This window comes from Imperialibacter sp. EC-SDR9 (genome assembly GCF_902498805.1).
GTDB lineage: Bacteria > Bacteroidota > Bacteroidia > Cytophagales > Cyclobacteriaceae > Imperialibacter.
The window spans coordinates 1-19,102 of sequence record NZ_LR701574.1 but is presented as its reverse complement, the minus strand read 5'-3'; the positions used below and the strand labels follow the sequence as shown (position 1 = coordinate 19,102).

Sequence of the window (19,102 nt, the reverse complement as noted above, 5' to 3'; positions counted from 1 at the left end):
ATTATTTACTTATCTTCCCCTAAAAGACATCCAATGACGATTCAGGAAAAATTCAGGCTCGATGGAAAAGTAGCTGTGATCACCGGGGCCAGCAAAGGTATTGGGGAGGCCATGGCCCTGGCACTAGGACAAGCGGGTGCCAAAGTGGTGGTGAGCAGCCGTAAGCAAGATCCCGTGAACGAGGTGGCTAAAAAGCTAAAGGCTGAGGGCATTGAAGCCATTGGCGTAGCTGCCAATGCAGGTGAAAAAGCTGACCTGGAAAACTTGCTGAAGGCGACAGAAAAGGCATTTGGTGGTGTCGACATTATCATCAACAACGCCGCCACCAATCCGGTGTTCGGCCCTGTAGTGCAAACAGATGAAGCCGCTTTTGACAAAATCATGCAGGTGAATGTAAAGGGGCCTTTTATGCTGAGCAAGCTGGCTTTCCCTATCATGAAACAACGTGGCGGCGGCTCTATTATCAACATCAGCAGCATTGAAGGTCTCAGTCCTGAGCCATTTATGGGCATGTATGCCGTAAGCAAGGCGGCACTGATTTCACTCACAAAGGTGTTTGCACGGGAATGGGGTGCAACTGGCATCAGGGCCAACGTCATTTGTCCCGGGCTTATCCAAACCAAGTTCAGCCAGGGCCTGTGGGCTAATGAGGCCATTCTCAACAAGATAGTAAAAGAGCTGCCTATTGCCAGGGTTGGTCAAACAGATGAAATGGCTGGACTGGCATTGTATCTCGCATCGGAAGCTTCCAGCTATACCACTGGCGGCGTGTTTGTGGCCGACGGCGGGTATACAATCTAAATCGCAGAATAGCTACAAAACGAGAAACGGGCTGGTATCGCTACCGAGCAATGATTCGGTGAAGAATATTGAAATAGAAAATGCAAAAATTTGGAAAAACACTAGTTTTGCTGTTCGCATCTGATTTTTGAAATAGACATATATGGGAAGAGCATTTGAATTCAGAAAAGCCAGAAAATTCAAAAGGTGGGGCCAAATGGCTAAAACATTCACCAGAATAGGCAAAGACATCGTTATCGCCGTGAAAGCGAGTGGCCCCGATCCCAGCACAAACTCCAGGCTTCGTGCCCTGATACAAAATGCCAAGGCTGCCAACATGCCGAAGGACAACATTGACAGGGCAATAAAAAGGGCGATTTCAAAAGAAGAAAAAGACTACAAAGAAGTGATTTACGAGGGCTACGGCCCCTACGGTGTGGCTATAGTGGTAGAAACTGCTACCGACAACCCTACCAGAACAGTGGCCAACGTAAGACATGCCTTTACCAAATACGGCGGCTCGCTCGGCACCAGTGGCTGCCTTGATTTCCTTTTTGACAGAAAAAGCGTTTTCAAAATTGTGACGCCTGAAAACGTTGACCTGGAAGAGCTGGAACTGGAAATGATAGACCTGGGCGTAGAAGAAGTGGAAGCTGAAGAAGAAAATGTTGTGTTATATGGCACTTTCGAATCGTATGGCGCTATTCAACACTATCTGGAAGACAAAGGCTATGAAATTGTGAATTCTGAGTTTGAACGTATTCCTGTCGACACCAAAGAGCTGACTGAAGAACAGGAAGCCGAAGTGCAGAAGATTTTTGAAAAGTTTGATGAGGACGACGATGTGCAGAGCTATTTTCATAATATGAAGTAGCCGCCGCTGATTCACAATAAAGAAAGGCCCGAACCCGGGCCTTTCTCGTTTTAGTGCAATGTAGACTCTAATATAGCCTGCCCTAGTTAATATCTTCCCCCTTTTCCAGCTTGGCTATGCCAGCCACAAGAGCGTCTTTGTTGGGCTGGTCAGGAGCATTTTCCAGCGCCAGTTTGGCATACTTAAGCGCTGATTTATAGTTACCCACTGCGGAATATCCACGTGCCAGTCCAAAGTTCACCGGCCAGGTTTTAGGGTTCTTGTTAGCATTGAACTGGAACACCTCCAGGGCCTTTTGTTTTTCTCCCTGAGCGATCAGCTGACGACCGTAGGCATGTACCTGAAAAACACTTGCTGTGGGGTGATTGATAGCTTTGTCCATTATCCCGGCCGCCTCTTCCTTTTTGCCCAGCGCCGTTAACACACCTGCCTTGGTGGACAAGGTGGTGAAATTCTCTTCACCAATAAAAGAATTGGTCGATGCAGCTTCCGCCCAGGTAAGCGCCTCCTGCAGATTGATGTTTTTCGATAAGCAAAACTGCACCGCAGCCACTCTGTTTTGCCAGTTGAAGCCAGGAGCATTCTCCATCTCGTTTCTGATTTTGGCCAGGTACAGGTCATTCATGTTAGGTACCGATATTTTGAAGGGTACCATCAGCTCATCCCAGTACAGCGCTGCCACAGTAAACTCGGGCTGCCTGTCGATGAACTCATAGCTCAACCACTCATGGTAAGGAGCCTCCCTTGGCTGCACTTCCACCCTCAGAGCGTCGTCTTTGGCATCGTAGAAATAGCTTCCCCAGGCTGTTGAGTTGTTGGAAAGGATAAGTGTCCATGGCTTGTCTTTCTCGATAATCATATGAAGCCCGTAGGTACCTGCCTTTATCGCTTTTCCCTCTACTTCCATGTCATGAGAAAAGGTAATGGTGGTATTCTGGTTGGCTCCGGCCCTCCATGGTGAGGCCGTAGCTGTGCCAAAGCCAAGGTAATTCATTCCATAAGGCTCAAGCTGGCCCCATATTTTACCCTTTCTGTCGGCTCCATTGGGTGCCGTCACGTCCGGACTGTTGTAGTCGATTGTCACAGATGCAATGGAGCCTATATACTGCGTGACAATCGACTTTTGATTGTCGCCGCTGGGAGGTAACGTAATTCCCTGTGCCAAAAGACCTGTAACACATAAAAATGCAAGGGCCGTAGACAAGCCCAACTTTCTTGTAGAGTTGTTCATAGAATGTTTATTTGTTGTAAAAAAAGCTTTTGACGGTTGGTCAACAAAAAAAAATAATTCCACCTCGCAAGGAGGTCGATAAAAATCAATAACGTTAGCTACGGTTGTGGGGTTGGTTCTATTTCACTATTAATACCAATGAGGTGAAATAGAATAATGGACTAACAGCCCGGACTGGTTTGCCCCCTATACTATATTGGCAGAAAAGAATAGCATGTTGATGCTGATGCTCCAGAAACGCTTTTCAGAAACAAAAACAGCAAAGACACTGTGTTATCTTAAATCCTGCCAGGGCCGCTTGCCGGTAATACCTTTGTAGTAGGCCATGATCCGCTCCATGTCCGTTTCCATATCTGTCGGCATAAAAGGCTCAAGCATTTCTACTCTTCTTCGCTTAAAATCAAAGCTCACCAAAACAATCGGGATATTGGCAGATTTGGCAATCCTCCAAAATCCTGTCTTAAGCTTGTTCACTTTCTTCCTGGTACCTTCCGGTGCCAGTGCAATGGAGAATGCCTCCTTCGAGTCAAACAGGTCTACTACCGACTCGACAAGGCCGGCGGCATTGGTTCTGTCGACAGGATAACCGCCCAGCAACCGAAGAAAAACGCTCAGGGGAAACCAGAAAAGCTCTTTTTTACCTAAATATTTAGTATCAAGCCGAAAAATGGAGCGGGCAGCCACGCCAACAAAAAAGTCCCAGAAGCTGGTATGAGGCGCTACTACAATGATGAACTTCTTATCCGTAGGTTTGGTACCTATGGCTTCCCAGCCCAAAAGCCAAAACAGAAATCTAAAAACAGCTCTCATCAGGTCAGATGTTGTTTATATTTTCAAGATACGTCCTGCTTTAACTTCGACAACACAGATTTATTGGAAAGAAGGTCGGAAGCATAGTCGTAACCAACCTGAAAAATCTGTTTCGCTTTTCTGAAGTCGAACACATGAAAGTTTTTGAGCTCTGTTGGCTCAATGAACAAATCGCATTTGGGCTTACGTGCCGCCACATTCTCGTTGATGGCCAGCAGCAGGCTTCTTTCCATCAGGCGCCGCATATTGCGCCCCTGGTATTGGTCAGAAATAGGATTGCAATGAACGCCGACAATTCTGTCGACATTGCCCAGCAATGGCTCCACAGGCAGGTTGTTGACCACGCCCCCATCCATGTACAACTCATCGCCAATGGCCATTGGCTCATACACCACCGGGATACAGCACGACGCCAGCACGGGACGAACCAGTTCTCCGTCTGAAAACACCCGTATTTTGCCCGTCCTCACGTTGGTGGCGGACACATAAAAAGGTGTGTCGAGATCAGTAAAAATTGCTTCTCCAAAATAGGGTTTGATGATCGATTCCACACTCCCTATTTTGAACAACCCCCTGATGTTAATAGCGGGCCTGAGGAATTTGTACACGCTTGTTCTGGTGAAGATTTCCAGGGCCTCGTCGGGAGAATATCCTTTGGCCAGGAACAAGCCGGCCACGGCACCTGCCGATGTACCCGAAATCACGTCAAAGTGAATGCCTTTTTCCAACATCGCTTTCACTACCCCAAGGTGAGCAATGCCCCTTGCGCCTCCCCCCGATAAAGCCAAACCTGTTTTCATCTGTATAAAACTTAATTTTTAGCGGCCAGATCGGTCCGCCGAAGCGGGAATAGCCTCTACCATTGAGGAATGGATATTTAGTCTCGTGACCGATTTATTCATTCCGCTGGGTATGGCTTTCCTTATGGCTATTTCATCTGTATAAAATTTGTTTTTCAGCGGCCACCGGTTCGCCGGAGCGATCGGTCCGCCGAAGCGGGAATAGCTTTTATCAATGAGAATGAATATTTAGCTTTTCGATCCACTTATTCATCGTTCCACGCCGGTTTCGTCGGGCTTGGTACTCCTCATGGCTATTTCATGACGCCTCCTTTAACAAAAAACCGGCACTAGGCCGGTATACTTTTAACGAGTTTGCCGATCGCTACTCAGACACGACACCCATCGCACAAAATTTGTCGATGCGGGAGCTAATTCTTTCTTCAGCAGACATCTTTTGAAGCTTTTTCAGCTCAGCAAAAATCACTTTCTTTATTTCAGCTGCCGCCGACTTCATGTCGGTATGCGCACCGCCAAGGGGCTCCTTAATAATGCCATCGACCAGGTTCACGCCCAGCATATCTTTTGCCGTCAGTTTCAATGCATCAGCCGCTTGCTCTTTATAATCCCATGTGCGCCATAGAATGGCTGAGCAGTTTTCCGGCGAAATCACAGAATACCACGAATTTTCCAGCATCAGCACCCTATCTCCAATACCAATACCCAGGGCTCCGCCAGATGCCCCCTCACCTATGACGATACATATCACAGGTACTTTTAGCGTCATCATTTCTTTCAGGTTCCTGGCAATAGCCTCTCCCTGTCCTCTCTCTTCAGCTTCCAGCCCAGGAAAGGCCCCGGGGGTGTCGATAAAGGTGATGATGGGCACGTTGAACTTTTCTGCTGTTTTCATCAGCCTGAGCGCTTTGCGATAGCCATCAGGATTGGCCATACCGAAGTTTCTCATCTGGCGCTGCTTGGTGTTGCGACCTTTCTGCTGACCAATGAACATGACCGATTGCCCGTCCATTTCGCCCAGTCCGCCTATCATGGCTTTGTCGTCACTCACGGCTCTGTCTCCGTGCAACTCTATAAATTCGTTCGTTATTTCGTATATGTAGTCAAGGGTGTAGGGGCGGTCGGGGTGTCTCGACAGCTGAACTCTTTGCCACCTGGTCAAATTGGTAAACGTCTCTTCTTTCAATCTAATGATCTTGTCTTCGAGCTTGTGAACTGCGTCTGTCACGTCCACCCCATTGTCAGAAGCCAGCCTCTTCATTTCGTTCAGCTTCGCCTCTAAATCTACTATGGGTTTTTCAAATTCTAAATGCATCGCCTAGTGGTTTTATGCTACAAATTTAGGATTAAATTCTTAACTACTCGCAACTGTATGATAAACCTAATTAACGACATTCTATCGAAACAAATGCATTGATTGGAACTGAATGATAGCGAGGGGATTAACTCTCGCAGCTATAAAAAACCAGTTGTACTCCGATAATTTCCTTACACCATAAAAAACAACCGGAGAACAAGAGGCTTTAACAAATACATGGAAGTTGTCGAAATCAAACAGCTTTAAACTGATGTTCTCGTTACCGTTGAACCTTCTGGCTCTGGCGAGGCCAATTCCTCACAACTATACCCTGTGCAGTTATCAGCAAGAAGACTTCAAATTCAACATCTTTCAATTCCCCCCATCCCTGTTTGGCGACCTTGGCTCAGGCCAGGTCATGGGCTCGCCTGTCCGGGGGCTGAGGTGAAGCACAGATTTTTCCCGGGAAGTCCTTTCCGGATCTTCACTGGCCTGGTAGGCCAGAATAGCCGTCAGGATGGCGTTATTGCGCACATCATCGAACACGATTTTGTCGTAGGTGTCGAGATTGGTGTGCCACGTATAGTTGCCATAGCTCCAGCTCAGGGAACTGAGCGAAAAGCCCGGAGCACCCGCAGCTACAAATGAGGCGTAATCGGAGCCGCCGCCACCAGGAGTGCCGGGAAAGGTAGTTTCAATTTCGTTTTTAAACTGCTTGGGCACAGCCTCCAGCCAGCGGGTGATGTAGTCGTATGAGTGAAGGAAGCCCTGGCCGGATATGCTTACTACCCTGCCGGTGCCGTTGTCCTGATTGAAAAGAGCTTGCAGGTTTTCTACGATGTCCGGGTGATCTTCCACAAAAGCCCTTGAGCCGTTCAATCCCTGCTCTTCGCTTCCCCAGTGACCAATAATGATGGTGCGCTTCGGATTAGGATACACTTTTTTGAGGATGCGGGCAGCCTCCATCATGGTGAGGGTGCCGGTGCCATTGTCGGTAGCGCCTGTGCCGCCGTCCCAGGAATCGAAATGAGCAGAAAGCATGACATACTCATCAGGCAGCTCTGAGCCGGGAATTGTTGCAATGGTATTGAACGTGGGCACGGTACCCAGGTCCTTCGACTCTGCCACCACTTTGATCACAGGCGCATCGCCTTTCTCAACCATGCGGTAGAGCATGCCGTAATCTTCCAGCGATAGGTCTACTACCGGGATGGCCTTGGTGTTGGCACCAAAAATTTTGTTGGCACCAAAGCCTTTTGACCACCTCGACTGCACAATGCCCACGGCGCCGGCAGCTTCCAGTGCTTCGTTGATGTTGCGGGTAGTGTAGCCTGTATTTTTTATGTTCTGATTCCACTTATCTGTTTGCGCTTCCCGCTCCTTCTTCATTTTCTCGAATGACTCTTCGGTGGCAAACTCTTCCCAGTTATAATCGGGGCGACCTGTGGGCTCCAGCATCGACACCATCACAAACTTGCCTTTCACACTGGGCAACCATTTCGTGAAAGCCTCGGCATCTGCCACTTCCGGCAGCGTGATCAGCCCTGCGGTAGTCCCCTTCTTGGGCGTTGGCGGACTCCAGGCCAGCTGCGTGCCGTGCAGCGTTGCCACCCGTGGCGACACCATGTCGATATGCGTAATGCCTCTCTCCCAGCCTTTCCATTTGCCCCACTCTTCGTTTTTGGCTGTAATGCCCCAACTAGCATAGGTCTTCGCCGCCCAATCGTTGGCTGCTTTCATTTGTGGTGTGCCCACCAGGCGTGGGCCTATTACGTCCATCAACTGGTGGCCCAGTATTTCGAGTTGGGAATTGTCGGTACCTTCAGCGACGATTTTGTCTACGATGGCGTCATCTTGGGCAACGGCCACCCCGGCCACTAAAATGGATAGCAGGAATGCCAGCTGGAATATCTTCTTCATACGTTGGTTGGTAATTTGGTTGTAATCAGGATTAATGAGCTGCTAAAGTATCGGATTTTCAACCTTGAAGAAGCCGGTTTTGATGAGTGGCTGGCTGTTAATTTGACGGCTCGTTTGCTGAGGTGTGAGAAAAGAGAACAGGCAAAGCTACCTGCTTCGGAGTAGGGGCAATACAAACAACCATGCTAGTCGTCGGTACTTTCTTCGCTTTCTTTTTTCATGAGCGACTGCCCGAAGGCGGCACCCATGGCGACACCCAGCGCAATCCAAAAGCCCAAGTTATCTGTTGCGGCACCTATGGCAGTGCCAATGGCTATGCCCATGGCTATCCCAGTGGCAAGTCGGCTGTTCTTTTTCATAAGTTTCGAATTTTTCGCTGCTGTTAGATAACATGTCAGGCCAGGTTTCTCACGAGACTAGTATGTAAAAAGGTACAAAAAAAGTTTATCCGGGCAAAGTTGAAGCGCCAGTGATGCCGCCAATCACCTATTCATACCGCAGGCTCTCCACCGGACTGGCACGGGATAACCTAACGGTTTGCCAAAGCACGGTTGCCATGGCGACCACCAATACCACCACCGCCACACCAGCAAATATCCACCAGCTTAGGGTTACTCTGTATGCAAAGTTATCGAGCCACATGGTCATCAGATACCACACAACAGGGCTTGCCAGCACAAAGGCCACAGCCACCGATTTCAAAAAAGAGAGGTTCAACAGCCAAAACACGTGCTCAAAGCCTGCACCACTTACTTTTCGTATGCCTACTTCTTTGGTTCTTCGCCTGGTCTCGTGAAAAGCAAAAGTAAACAAGCCGATGGACGACAGCACCAAAGCCACCACGCTGAAGGTAAGGTAAATGCTGCTCAGGCGTTTTTCGCTGGCATACTGGGCATCTATCTTATCTTCCATTGTTTCGAAAGTGAAAATGCCACCAGGGTTCACCTCCCTGTAAAGGTCACCCAAAAAAGTAACGACTTCGTCCATGTGCCCCTCCTCTACCCTTACCAGCACATCTCTGTCCTGGTAAATGGAATAAGAAAGAATCAACGGCCTGATCTTGTGAGAAAGGTGCTGATAGTGGTAGTCTTTCACCACCCCTATGATGGTGTAATCCACTTGATTGGACGACCTGGTGTTGGTAGTCAGCTTTACCTGACTGATATCGTCAATACCCCAGTACGCTTTGGCGGCTTCATTAATGACCAGCTTGTTGTCATTGTTGTTGTCCAGCGTATCAGAAAAAAACCGGCCCTCTACCAGCTCCATACCAAACACGTCGTCGTAACGAGGGTCGGCGGGCATCGTATACACAGGCGTATATTCATTGCCATCGCTGGCAATTTTCCACGAGCTTTCAAACGCCATGTCGATAGGAATCGTACCCTGCGACACGGTACGAATGCCGGGGTGGTTATTCAACTGATTGAGCACATAGTCATGCTGCCGCATCATTCGTTCCATCGCCACGCTGTCTTGTGCCTGATTGGGCATCATTTCGAAGAAATCGGTTTGAACAATATTGTGCTGGTGCAGCCCCGTGTCTTTGTTGAGCATGTAGCCCAATTGTAAAAACACTACAGTAGTGGCTACCAGCAGCAAAATAGTGATGGCATACTGTAGAGTAGTAAGTATCCGCTGCAAGCGGGGAATCTTCAGGCTGAGTTTGCCAGCGATGGCCTGCGACGTTTTGAGCCGATACACCTGCACAAACGATACCAGCCACGATACCAGCACGATACCGCCCATTACTGTGGACATGCTCACCATATCAAATGATGGTGTACTATCAAGATCGAGCTCCAGCAAGCCCACATAGTAAGGAAACAGCCACTGATACAGCAAAAAGGCAAGCCCACCACCAGCAAAAAGGTAGATAAGCCTGCTGACGGCAATTTCCAGCCCGACGTCAAAGCGGGAGGCGCCAATCATGTACTTGACCCCAATTTTTCGAACCAAAGTAAGCTGAAGGCTCGTTTGCAGGTTGACAAAACTCACCAGGGTAATCAGCAGCAGCACCAGCGCTACACCTTCCATGGTTTGGTTGTTGGTTCGGTTGCCATATTTGGCGAACAGCGGAATTTCCACCGACCGGTCGAGGTAAATGGATTTCAGCGGAAAAGACGACAGCACACTCTCAGGAAACCGGGTGCTTTCGGCCTTCGCCACGGCCATATCGTCATCGAAAGTGGCCTGGTCAAAGAAAGCGTCACTGAGGATAATGTTCTGTGGCATGCGCCTCCAAAACCGGCTCGATTGGCGGGGCACCAGGAAGTCGAACGAGATAGAACTATTGGATGGAATCTTTTCCACCAAGCCTGCGACTTTATAGGTGCCCGTTTGGTCGCATTTAATATCGACAACCTGCCCCATGGGGTCTTCTTTGCCAAATACCCTGTTGGCGAAGGCTTTGGTGATCACGATACTCTGCGGATCATTCAGCACGTCACGGTCACCCCTTGTGAGCTCAAAATCGAAAAAGTCGAAGAACGTGCTATCTACAATCAACGCTTTGCCCCGGTGATCCATGCCCTTGTTCACAAGTTTGATTTCATCGGGCCGGTAGCTGTGTACTACCATGCTTTTCTCCACATGAGCAATTTCAGCGTAGTTGATATTGAACATACGCTGCACATCGAAGGCATTCCAATCGGTATCGGGGTTCAGTTTGCCCACCACCAGATGAATCCGATCTCCTTTCGAGTGGAAATCGTCCATAGATTGCTCATTCCTTATCCAGGCATACACAAGCTGAAAGCAGACGACCCCAAATACCAGCGTGGCCAGGCTCAAGCCCGACACCAGCTTATTTTTTGAATAACTGCGAAAGGCCATTCGAAGATTTGCTCTGAAAAGTCCGAAGAAACTGCTGTTTTGTCCAATGGGTAGTTTTTTGATCATTCTGGGTCTGAGGAATTGAAAGCTGTGGAACCAGTAAAGCAGGTGGCGCTTCCATGTTGGTTTGTGGCTGAGCAGCTCATAGTATTCGTACATGTCGCCCATGATCTCTTCCACAAGCTCCTCCCGACATAATATGCTAAGCAACCATTCGGGCAATCTGGGTGGTTGTCTTCGTTTCATGCCTTTATGATTTGTTGACGACCAGCACAGGAATCTGCTGCCATAAGTTCATTTTCACGTCCTTGCTCCTCTCCAGGGCTTTCAGTCCAGCCGCTGTCACGGTCAGTATCCGCTTACGCCGCCCGCCTCTCTCCTCTGTGGCTCCTCCATATTCGGACTCTATCAGGCCCTTGTCTTCCAGCCGGTTAACAGTGCCATGCACAGCACCGATAGTCACTGAGCGTTGCGCCTGTTTGATGATCTCCTGCCGGATGGCCAAACCATAGGCGTCTTTCTCAAGCTTAAGAATAACCAGTAGTATCAACTCCTCTAATTCGCCCAAATGCTCCTTTGACATATTTTATCTATTTAATAGAACAAATATACGAGAGCTATTTTAATTTGTTCTATTAAATAGATGAAATGTTGGGTAAACGATAAAAACCAGTGCTAATCCAATCGAACGACAGGAATAACCAAAATAAAAAAAGCGGCATAACGTGCCGCTCTTCTTTGTGTTTCCATACTCTGAGGCTGAACCTAATCACCAAGCCATTTTTTGTTCTTCCTCCACCATCGAAATATGATTCATTTCACCGTTTCGATACTCCCTATACAGCCGCCTGATGTCTTCCTGTGTGTCGGCAATGAATGGGCCATGAGAAACAATTTCATCGTTTTGCGGCTGCCCGGCATACAAAATTGCACGGGCACCCGTTTCACCTGCCTCCAACCGAAGCTGGCTGGTTCCCTCTTCTGAAAACCTGTCTAACCACCCCACTTGATTGGCATTCAGCTGCCTGGCTTCATTTCCTACCAACACATTTCCATCAATAGCATACAGAAAGGCCGTGTAAGAGGCTGGGATGTCTTGCACGGTGGTAGCACCGGGTTGCAGGGTAATGTCTGCCAAAATGAATGGCGTATAATTTTTGATGGGAGATGTTAAACCGGCCAACGATCCGCTGTATAACCTAAGTACCAGCCCCTCTTCGCTTTTGGTCGGCACATGCTCCAGGGCAATATCCTGCACCCTCGGCAAGGCCTGCCTGTCTTTCTTAGGAAGGTTAAGCCACAGTTGCAGTATGCGCATTCTGGCTTCCTTGTCAATGGTTTCGGTATGCACAATACCACTTCCTGCCGTCATCAGTTGAAGGTCGCCAGCTTTCATTGTATGCTCCTCGTCACCCATTTCTCCCTCAAGCATCAGGGTTACCGTTTCAAAACCGGCATGGGGGTGTGGCCCGCCAACCGGAGTATCGTCCTTTTTGTCGAGCATATCGTCCATTAGCATGATAAATGGATCGCTGTCGGGATAAGGAACTTGTATCACAGCCCTGGCAATGTGACCTGGGCCGAGAAACCCCTGCTGATTGGCAGGTGTATAGGTCTTTCCTAGTTTTCTATGTAAGCTCATCATTTGAATTTTTAGTTAATTATTGTCTTCCTGGTGCACTACAGTCATTAACGCAGGTTGAGCTGATTATTTACGGTACTATACTTTGGTATAGCACTATCAAAAAGGTGAGTAATGGGGTTGAAGACCGGCAGAGTGGCAATGACCGATGAGCTTGCGTTGGTGTGAATTAATTCGGAGCAATCAACACCCCCTGCCGATTATTGGGGAGCCCGCACATTATTGCCTGTTTTTCTACACTAAACTCCTTCTCTTACGAAATCTTAATAAGAAGCAACGCCCTACCAGGCGGGAGGGCGAAAAATGGTGGCTGGGTGCGGGCTCTTGGCTTGTGCGTTAATTTTTCGTTGACTTTTCGGTCCGCCGAAGCGGGTTACTTTTTGTCCCATCCGGGAACGGCAAGAAAAAGTAACAGCCAGCCCCGCTTGAGGGCAAAAAGCTAACCTTTAGTGGAACAGAAATTAAGAAATATGCAGAAACCTTGAGAGAAAATCGATCCTAGTCGCCGTTCTAGCCCGTTCTGGAGCAGGGCACCCATAGTACGCAAGTCCACGATTTGGCTGCGTAACTGGCAGATTTCTTCAGTCGCTGGAGTCCGCCAATCGCAATTGACAATTACTTAGCTCCCTTCCGCCGAAAGTCGGACAGGCAGCAATTACCGGTGAGTTTGGGTTAGCGTATATAAACTCGGAGCGTCAACCACTCCCCTTCTCAACCCCGCCTCTCCGCCAGCACCTTCTGCGGATTATCCGCCCAAAAGGCCATGATGGTCAGGCTGAAGTACACCGCAAAGCACAGCCACCCACTCGCATTGTAGGTGCCGAAGTAGGACAACGAACGGCTGAACAGCATTGGCCCGAGGGCACTGCCGAAAACGATCATCATCATGGCCTGGCCGCTGATGGCACCCAAATGAGTACGGCCGTAATACCTTGGCCAGGTGACGGTGGCCAAAACGGCATAGAGGCCTGTCATGAAACCGTTGCCAATAATGATGAGGTAGTAGCCCCAGCTGGTAGTACCAAGGAAGATCACGCCAAGGATGCCGAGGCAGGCACCTCCTCCTTTGAAATACAGCAGGTATTTGAGCGGGATATGGTCACTCACGCTGCTCGCCACCAGCGTAACCACCACGGCGATGATGGCCACAGGCTGGAAGATGGTGATCGCCATGGTGTCGGGCAGCCCGGCCTCAGCAAAAACGGACATGACGTGAAAAGTGAAGCCCGTGAAATACAAAGCCTGCATGGCCATCATGAGGGCAAAGACCCAGAAAGGAAAATTGCGGATGGCCTCAGCGGCGGTAAACTCCTTGATGACCGGGAAAAGGATCTTTTTCTTCTTTTTAGCGGACACTGCCAGCTCCTCCCCCGGCGAGCGGCCATCAGGCAACAGGCCGCTGTCTTCGGGGCGGTTGCGGAAAAACACGATGATCACGACAGGGAACAGCAAGCCGACCAGCAGCGCCATTACCACCCAGGCACCCTCCCAGGTATAGGCTTCGATGAGAGTGAAGAGGAAAAGTGGAGAAATAGAAAAGGCCAGCGACACGAATACATTGCTAAAGCCTGTAGCGAATCCACGGCGCTGATCGAACCACTGGATCATCATATTGCGGGACACGATGGTGAGCACACCCTGCCCGAAAAAGCGCAGCAGCAGAAAGGTGGCAAACAACGTGATGACGATGGCAGTCGTGGCTTGTGCAGCTATCCAGCCCGACAGCAAGTTGTCGATATTACTCAGCCAAATAAGAATTAACCCCAACCCAACTGCGGCAGCCACAGCTGTAGGGCGCACGCCGAGGCGGTCGTACAGCCGACCTGCCCAGGGCAGCATAAAGGAGCTGCCAATGGTGCCCAGCATGTAGGCAAAGCTCAGCTCATCCCGGCTGATATGCAGGCTGCCCAACAGCGAGTCGGTAAATACCGACACACCCATGGTTTGACCGGGAATGCTCATGATGATGCCCAGAGATCCCCAGATGAGGATCATCCATCCGTAAAAAAAGGGCCACTTTCCGGGATGAAACGGAAAATTCGCCCACGCTCGTCTTTTCATAGCAAGGTGTGAAGGTAATAAACTTTGGAGGGAGTTGGCTACTTACGCAATATCGTTCCTTCGAGGGCTGCCAGCGGAAACGATTAATGAGGTCACTCTGCCACAAAGCAGATAGTGACCTCATTAATTTGGTGTTAGCAGAACGGCGCTAAAGCGTTAACCTCCCCCTGCCGGTGATTGATCGTAGTCAACTATTGTATCTTCGAGCCAAGAACGCTTGCTTCTAAGTGCCATCTACCCCGGCCCAATCGGGGAAACCTAAGCCGGGCACCCCTAAGCCGGGCGCCCCTAAAGGGAGCAGATCGGCGATTTCACTTCGGGCCTTGGCAAATACTCCCATCATTTGTTGTAATTTTAGGAGGAATGAAAACTATTTACATTGACACGTCAGTGTTTGGGGGAAAATTTGATGCTGAGTTTGAGCTCTGGACAGACCTGTTCTTTAAAAAGGCAATTGACTCCCAGATAAAGCTCATTTACTCCGACGTAGCAGAGGATGAACTTTCTGGGGCGCCAGAGAATGTTAGGAATTTTGTAAAAAGCCTTCCGGAAAAATCGCTTTTGAGGGTTGAGCTCTCGGAGGAAGCTATTCTCCTTGCAGAGAAATACCTCGAAAAGAAAGTGGTTGGAGAAACCAGCCGGGCAGATTGTTATCATATTGCGATAGCAACAGTTTTAAAGGCAGATATTCTGGCTAGCTGGAACTTTAAGCATATTGTAAATATTCAAAGAATACATGGCTATAATGCCGTGAACTTATTGAACGACTATCAAGCGATAGAAATTAGGAATCCACGAGAGATTTTCGATTATGAAAATGACGATTGAAAAAGATTTTGACTGTGTGAAGAGCGTCAGAAAAGAACGTGAGCGGATAGCCAAAGAGACAGCAGGTAAAACACCTCTGGAGATTCTGGCCTATTTCAAGAAGAGAAAGAAGCTCAAATCAAACTAGGTTCAGCAATAACGGCTGCCAGTCGACACTATTAATGAGGTCACTCTGCCACAAAGCAGATAGTGACCTCATTAATTTGGTGTTAGCGGAGCAGTCCCAAAGTGTAAATCACCCCCTGTCGGTGATTGATCGTAGTCAACAATTGTATCTTCGAGCCAAGAACACTTGCTCCTAACTGCCATCTACCCCGGCCCAATCGGGGAAACCTAAAGGGCGAAAGTCGACGATTTCGCTTCGGAACGACTGCCCACTCTGTCATTTCCAGTTTTCGCAACAATAACCTTTATCGGTCACGAAATCTTAATAAGAAGCAACGCCCTACCAGGCGGGTGGGCGAAAAATGGTGGCTGGGTGCGGGCTCTTGGCTTGTGCGTTAATTTTTCGTTGACTTTTCGGTCGCTCGGCGAACCGCCGCCGAAGCGGGTTACTTTTTGTCCCATCCGGGAACGGCAAGAAAAACGGTCCGCCGATGCGGTAACAGCCAGTCCGGCTTGAGGGCAAAAGCCAACCTTTAGTGGAACAGAAATTAAGAAATGTGCAGAACCCTTGAGAGAAAATCGATCCTAGTTGCCGTTCTGGCCTGTTCTGGAGCAGGGCACCCATAGTACGCTAGTCCACGATTTGGCTTCGGAACAGGCAGATTGCTTCAGTCGCTGGAGTCCGCTAATCACAATTGACAATTACTTAGCTCCCTTCCGCCGAAAGTCGGACAGGCAGCAATAACCGATGAGTTTGTGTTGGCGTGTATTAATTCGGAGTCTCAACCACCCATTGCACACCCTGTCACTTCACAAATACCCCCCAACAAAAAAGGTGACCTTTCGATCACCTTTTGTCTTTCTGGTTGATGCAGCCCCTACATCACCTCTATCTTTTCCGGCGATTGATCGGCCGTGCTGAAAGGTGTATGGTAGTAGCGTTTACCCGTTGCCTTATAAAGAGCGCTGGCCAATGCCCCTATCGCAGGGGGCAACCCTGGCTCGCCCAGGCCTGTCGGTTTGATCTCATTCTCCACAAAGAACACCTCAATCTCCTCCGGTGCCTGGCTATGCCTGATCAGCTGGTAGGTATTAAAGTTCTTATGCACCGACGCACCGTTTTCAAACGTCAACTCGCTGTAGAGCGAATGGCCAATGCCATCCACCACACCTCCCTGAATAATGTTCACGGCACCTTCCTTGTTGATCAAAATACCGCAATCCACAGCGCACCACACCTTTTTTACCTTGGGCTGGTTCTTCTCCATCACCACGTCCATCACCTGGGCCACGTAAGAGTTATGGCAGAAGTAGGCAGCCACTCCACGGAACACGCCGGGCGTTTCCACGCCCCAATTGGCCTTTTCTTTCACAAGCTTCAGCACACCAGCATAGCGCTCGGCATCGTATTCGTATTTTTCTCCTACAGGATTGGCAATGGCCTTGTCGAACAGCTCCAGCCTGAAGTCGATGGGATCCTTGCCTGCCAGCTCCGCCACCTCGTCGAGGAAGGACTGCTCCGCTCCTGCCGTAAAGTGCGACCTCGGTGCCCGCCAGGCTCCTGTAGAAATGTTCGTCGTTGAGCCAATGCTTTCAGCGGTGTAATTGGGCACCGAGCCCGCAGGGAACCTGTTGGGGAAAACAGGGCCTTCGGGTAGCCCCGCCCCTCTCACCGAAAAGGCAATCAGGTTGTTGTTTTCATCCAGACCAGCTTTGTACGTCGAGCGGTAGGCTGGTCGGTAGGTGCCCTGGGTCATATCGTCTTCCCGGGTGTAAATCATTTTGATGGGCGCTCCCATTTTTTTGGAGATCGCCGCTGCTTCCAACCCAAAGTGCACATACAGCCTGCGGCCAAAGCCACCACCTATGCGGGTCATTTGCACAGAGATTTTCTCTACAGGAAGGCCCAGTAATTTGGCAGCAGAGTCTTCCAGCGCCTTAGGCGTTTGGATTGGCCCTGCCAGCTCCGCTCCGTCGGCCGTCACATTGGCGTAGAAGTTCATGGGCTCCATGGTGGCGTGGGCAAGGAATGGCGACGTATACGTCCGCTCAATGACCTTGGCGGCCGAGGCAAAAGCAACCTCTGTGTCTCCGTCTTTTCTGCTGCCCCCTACTTCGCCGTCTTTCAGTGTGTCTTTCAGGCGCTGCACGTGCATGGCCGTGTTTTCGGGCTCTGTCACTGTTTCCCAATTGGCTTTGAGCGCCTTCTTGGCTTTCATCAGCTGCCAGGTAGAATCGCCCACAATGGCAATCAGGTTGTTGAATGCATTTACATCCGACCAGGCTGGCTCCGGTATGGTGGTGTCGATGATGAAAGCGTCCCTCACGCCATCCATCGCCTTGATTTCGTCTACGTTGAAGTCCTTCACCTTCATGCCAAATGCCGGCGGATGCTCGATCATGGCCAGCAGCATGCCTTCTTTTTTGAAGTCGATGCCGAACAGCGGCTTGCCGGTCACAATTTTGGGGCCCTCCACGTTCTTCTGGGCGGTGCCCAGCAGCTTGTAGTCCTTGGGCTCCTTCAGCGCTATTTCTTCGGGCACTTCAATGCCCACCGCCTTGGAGGCAATGGCACCGTACCCTATCGTCCTCGTTCCGTTTTTCTCTTTGATAGTTCCCTCACTGGCTGTCAGGTCTTCCACCTTTACGCCCCACTCTTTGGCGGCGGCTTCCAGCAGCATCCTGCGGCCAGTGGCTCCGGCCATGCGCAGGGCATCCCAACCAAGCATAATCGACAGGCTTCCCCCTGCAAACTGCGGGTTTTTAAAAGCATCCTCATCGAGCATGCCTTGTTCTACCACCACATGGTCCCAGGCCACGTCCAGCTCCTCGGCCACTATCATGGGCATGGAGGTCATCACGTTCTGGCCTATCTCCGGATTGGGGTTGAAGATAGTCACCAGGCCTGTATCGCCAATTTTGATGTAGCCGTTGATCTTGAACCATTCGTTGGGCACGGCCACCAGGGGCTCCGACACCGGCGAGCACCGGGTGAGCCAGCTAAAACCGATCATCAGTCCACCGCCGGCGGCTGCCGAGGTCTTCAGAAATGATCTTCTGCCAAATTTCGTTCTTATTAAAGTCATAAGCTGATGGTTTTAGAGTGTTGAGGCAGTTTTCACGGCGGCTTTGATCCGAACATAGGTGCCGCAGCGGCAGATGTTGCCATTCATGGCCGATTCAATTTCTTCATCGGTGGGCTTAGGATTGGACGCCAGCAGCGCTGAGGCGGTCATGATCTGGCCTGCCTGGCAGTAGCCGCATTGGGGCACGTCGTGCTGCAGCCATGCTTGCTGCACCGGGTGGTCTCCGTTTTCGGAAAGGCCTTCAATGGTGGTGATTTTGTTGTCGCCTACGGCCGACACAGGCAGCTGGCATGAGCGGGTGGCGTTGCCATTCACATGAATGGTGCAAGCGCCGCACTGGGCAATGCCGCAGCCAAACTTGGTGCCTACCAGGTCGAGATTGTCCCGTAGCACCCACAGCATGGGCGTAGCGGGATCCACATCCACCTGCTTTTGTTGTCCGTTAATCGTTAGTTTGAAAATTGCCATCGGTAGTTTAGTTAGAGGGATAATGTTAAAGATAGGGTTATTTAGGGAAGAGTGAAAGTGAAATGTTGGCATGGGTGGGTGGCTGGAGTAATCTGTTCAATTGAACGTGCCGTCACGATTGCCACCGGTGCGAGCCAAAGTCTCGCACCAGTGGGATGTGCTAGGGCTTGAGGGCTAGAAAATCTAGCAAGTGCTGTCAGAAATTCCTTCGAATGTTCTCAAGACTACGTATATTCCTTACCAATAGCGTCCTAAACGAATAGAGTAGGGAGGTGTGAATTAAGTATCTCAAAGTTAGCTTTGAGTTGCACAACAAAAGACTACACCTCCCATGGTAAATCTAAACTTATTCTCGCAGATCATCTCAA

At 49.8% G+C, this 19,102-nt stretch carries 16 protein-coding genes; 4 read left to right on the top strand and 12 right to left on the bottom strand.

Translation table 11 applies throughout. The annotated features are described in order from the left end of the window. Positions 1–33 precede the first annotated feature (33 nt). Together GC130_RS01555 and GC130_RS01550 are read left to right on the top strand one after the other, a co-directional pair. Positions 34–801: a glucose 1-dehydrogenase gene (locus tag GC130_RS01555; protein ID WP_151996496.1), complete on the top strand. Its 768-nt coding sequence runs from the start codon at positions 34–36 to the stop codon at positions 799–801. Positions 802–943: 142 nt separating this feature from the next. After that, positions 944–1,654, top strand: coding sequence for a YebC/PmpR family DNA-binding transcriptional regulator (locus GC130_RS01550; RefSeq protein WP_151996495.1), 711 nt, complete (start codon positions 944–946; stop codon positions 1,652–1,654). Positions 1,655–1,736: 82 nt separating this feature from the next. Here the strand turns inward: GC130_RS01550 and GC130_RS01545 are convergent, their stop codons facing one another. From GC130_RS01545 to GC130_RS01505, 10 genes are all read right to left on the bottom strand, one after another. Then, complete coding sequence (locus GC130_RS01545; protein WP_151996494.1) at positions 1,737–2,885, bottom strand: DUF2911 domain-containing protein; 1,149 nt, start codon at positions 2,883–2,885, stop codon at positions 1,737–1,739. A 273-nt stretch (positions 2,886–3,158) separates the two neighbouring features. Next, complete coding sequence (locus GC130_RS01540; RefSeq protein WP_151996493.1) at positions 3,159–3,695, bottom strand: 1-acyl-sn-glycerol-3-phosphate acyltransferase; 537 nt, start codon at positions 3,693–3,695, stop codon at positions 3,159–3,161. Between the two features lie 23 nt (positions 3,696–3,718). Further along, positions 3,719–4,495: a patatin-like phospholipase family protein gene (locus tag GC130_RS01535; protein ID WP_151996492.1), complete on the bottom strand. Its 777-nt coding sequence runs from the start codon at positions 4,493–4,495 to the stop codon at positions 3,719–3,721. A 364-nt stretch (positions 4,496–4,859) separates the two neighbouring features. Continuing rightward, positions 4,860–5,807, bottom strand: a complete 948-nt coding sequence (locus GC130_RS01530) for an acetyl-CoA carboxylase carboxyltransferase subunit alpha (protein ID WP_151996491.1) — start codon at positions 5,805–5,807, stop codon at positions 4,860–4,862. A gap of 354 nt (positions 5,808–6,161) precedes the next feature. Then, positions 6,162–7,709 (bottom strand): M20/M25/M40 family metallo-hydrolase, encoded by a 1,548-nt coding sequence (locus GC130_RS01525; RefSeq protein ID WP_151996490.1) that lies wholly within the window; start codon positions 7,707–7,709, stop codon positions 6,162–6,164. A 185-nt stretch (positions 7,710–7,894) separates the two neighbouring features. Further along, positions 7,895–8,068: a hypothetical protein gene (locus GC130_RS28500; protein WP_193217727.1), complete on the bottom strand. Its 174-nt coding sequence runs from the start codon at positions 8,066–8,068 to the stop codon at positions 7,895–7,897. A gap of 127 nt (positions 8,069–8,195) precedes the next feature. After that, entirely contained in the window at positions 8,196–10,790 is a 2,595-nt protein-coding gene (locus GC130_RS01520) for an ABC transporter permease (RefSeq protein ID WP_151996489.1), read from the bottom strand. A 4-nt stretch (positions 10,791–10,794) separates the two neighbouring features. Beyond that, positions 10,795–11,127 (bottom strand): PadR family transcriptional regulator, encoded by a 333-nt coding sequence (locus tag GC130_RS01515; protein ID WP_151996488.1) that lies wholly within the window; start codon positions 11,125–11,127, stop codon positions 10,795–10,797. Between the two features lie 186 nt (positions 11,128–11,313). Continuing rightward, on the bottom strand, positions 11,314–12,189 hold the full coding sequence (locus tag GC130_RS01510) for a pirin family protein (RefSeq protein ID WP_226940360.1): 876 nt from the start codon (positions 12,187–12,189) through the stop codon (positions 11,314–11,316). 708 nt (positions 12,190–12,897) lie between these two features. Beyond that, positions 12,898–14,247 carry an MFS transporter gene (locus GC130_RS01505; protein ID WP_151996487.1) on the bottom strand — a complete coding sequence of 450 codons (1,350 nt, stop codon included), beginning with the start codon at positions 14,245–14,247 and terminating at the stop codon, positions 12,898–12,900. Positions 14,248–14,610: 363 nt separating this feature from the next. Between GC130_RS01505 and GC130_RS01500 the strand changes: the two genes are divergently transcribed. Further along, entirely contained in the window at positions 14,611–15,075 is a 465-nt protein-coding gene (locus GC130_RS01500; RefSeq protein WP_151996486.1) for a PIN domain protein, read from the top strand. After that, positions 15,059–15,202, top strand: a complete 144-nt coding sequence (locus tag GC130_RS28495) for a hypothetical protein (RefSeq protein WP_193217726.1) — start codon at positions 15,059–15,061, stop codon at positions 15,200–15,202. The genes GC130_RS01500 and GC130_RS28495 overlap by 17 nt, the downstream gene beginning before the upstream one ends. An 856-nt stretch (positions 15,203–16,058) precedes the next feature. Here the strand turns inward: GC130_RS28495 and GC130_RS01495 are convergent. Both GC130_RS01495 and GC130_RS01490 read right to left on the bottom strand, forming a co-directional pair. Then, a complete protein-coding gene (locus GC130_RS01495) occupies positions 16,059–18,266 on the bottom strand; it encodes a molybdopterin cofactor-binding domain-containing protein (RefSeq protein WP_151996485.1) in 2,208 nt (735 codons plus the stop codon). 12 nt (positions 18,267–18,278) lie between these two features. Continuing rightward, positions 18,279–18,734: a (2Fe-2S)-binding protein gene (locus GC130_RS01490; RefSeq protein WP_151996484.1), complete on the bottom strand. Its 456-nt coding sequence runs from the start codon at positions 18,732–18,734 to the stop codon at positions 18,279–18,281. Between the last annotated feature and the right edge of the window lie 368 nt (positions 18,735–19,102).

What these genes read in the sequence shown, in the direction of transcription:
- GC130_RS01555 (WP_151996496.1), top strand. Translation starts at nt 34, where the DNA reads ATGACGATTCAGGAAAAATTCAGGCTCGATGGAAAAGTAGCTGTGATC.
- GC130_RS01550 (WP_151996495.1), top strand. Translation starts at nt 944, where the DNA reads ATGGGAAGAGCATTTGAATTCAGAAAAGCCAGAAAATTCAAAAGGTGG.
- GC130_RS01545 (WP_151996494.1), bottom strand. Translation starts at nt 2,885, where the DNA reads ATGAACAACTCTACAAGAAAGTTGGGCTTGTCTACGGCCCTTGCATTT.
- GC130_RS01540 (WP_151996493.1), bottom strand. Translation starts at nt 3,695, where the DNA reads ATGAGAGCTGTTTTTAGATTTCTGTTTTGGCTTTTGGGCTGGGAAGCC.
- GC130_RS01535 (WP_151996492.1), bottom strand. Translation starts at nt 4,495, where the DNA reads ATGAAAACAGGTTTGGCTTTATCGGGGGGAGGCGCAAGGGGCATTGCT.
- GC130_RS01530 (WP_151996491.1), bottom strand. Translation starts at nt 5,807, where the DNA reads ATGCATTTAGAATTTGAAAAACCCATAGTAGATTTAGAGGCGAAGCTG.
- GC130_RS01525 (WP_151996490.1), bottom strand. Translation starts at nt 7,709, where the DNA reads ATGAAGAAGATATTCCAGCTGGCATTCCTGCTATCCATTTTAGTGGCC.
- GC130_RS28500 (WP_193217727.1), bottom strand. Translation starts at nt 8,068, where the DNA reads ATGAAAAAGAACAGCCGACTTGCCACTGGGATAGCCATGGGCATAGCC.
- GC130_RS01520 (WP_151996489.1), bottom strand. Translation starts at nt 10,790, where the DNA reads ATGAAACGAAGACAACCACCCAGATTGCCCGAATGGTTGCTTAGCATA.
- GC130_RS01515 (WP_151996488.1), bottom strand. Translation starts at nt 11,127, where the DNA reads ATGTCAAAGGAGCATTTGGGCGAATTAGAGGAGTTGATACTACTGGTT.
- GC130_RS01510 (WP_226940360.1), bottom strand. Translation starts at nt 12,189, where the DNA reads ATGATGAGCTTACATAGAAAACTAGGAAAGACCTATACACCTGCCAAT.
- GC130_RS01505 (WP_151996487.1), bottom strand. Translation starts at nt 14,247, where the DNA reads ATGAAAAGACGAGCGTGGGCGAATTTTCCGTTTCATCCCGGAAAGTGG.
- GC130_RS01500 (WP_151996486.1), top strand. Translation starts at nt 14,611, where the DNA reads ATGAAAACTATTTACATTGACACGTCAGTGTTTGGGGGAAAATTTGAT.
- GC130_RS28495 (WP_193217726.1), top strand. Translation starts at nt 15,059, where the DNA reads ATGAAAATGACGATTGAAAAAGATTTTGACTGTGTGAAGAGCGTCAGA.
- GC130_RS01495 (WP_151996485.1), bottom strand. Translation starts at nt 18,266, where the DNA reads ATGACTTTAATAAGAACGAAATTTGGCAGAAGATCATTTCTGAAGACC.
- GC130_RS01490 (WP_151996484.1), bottom strand. Translation starts at nt 18,734, where the DNA reads ATGGCAATTTTCAAACTAACGATTAACGGACAACAAAAGCAGGTGGAT.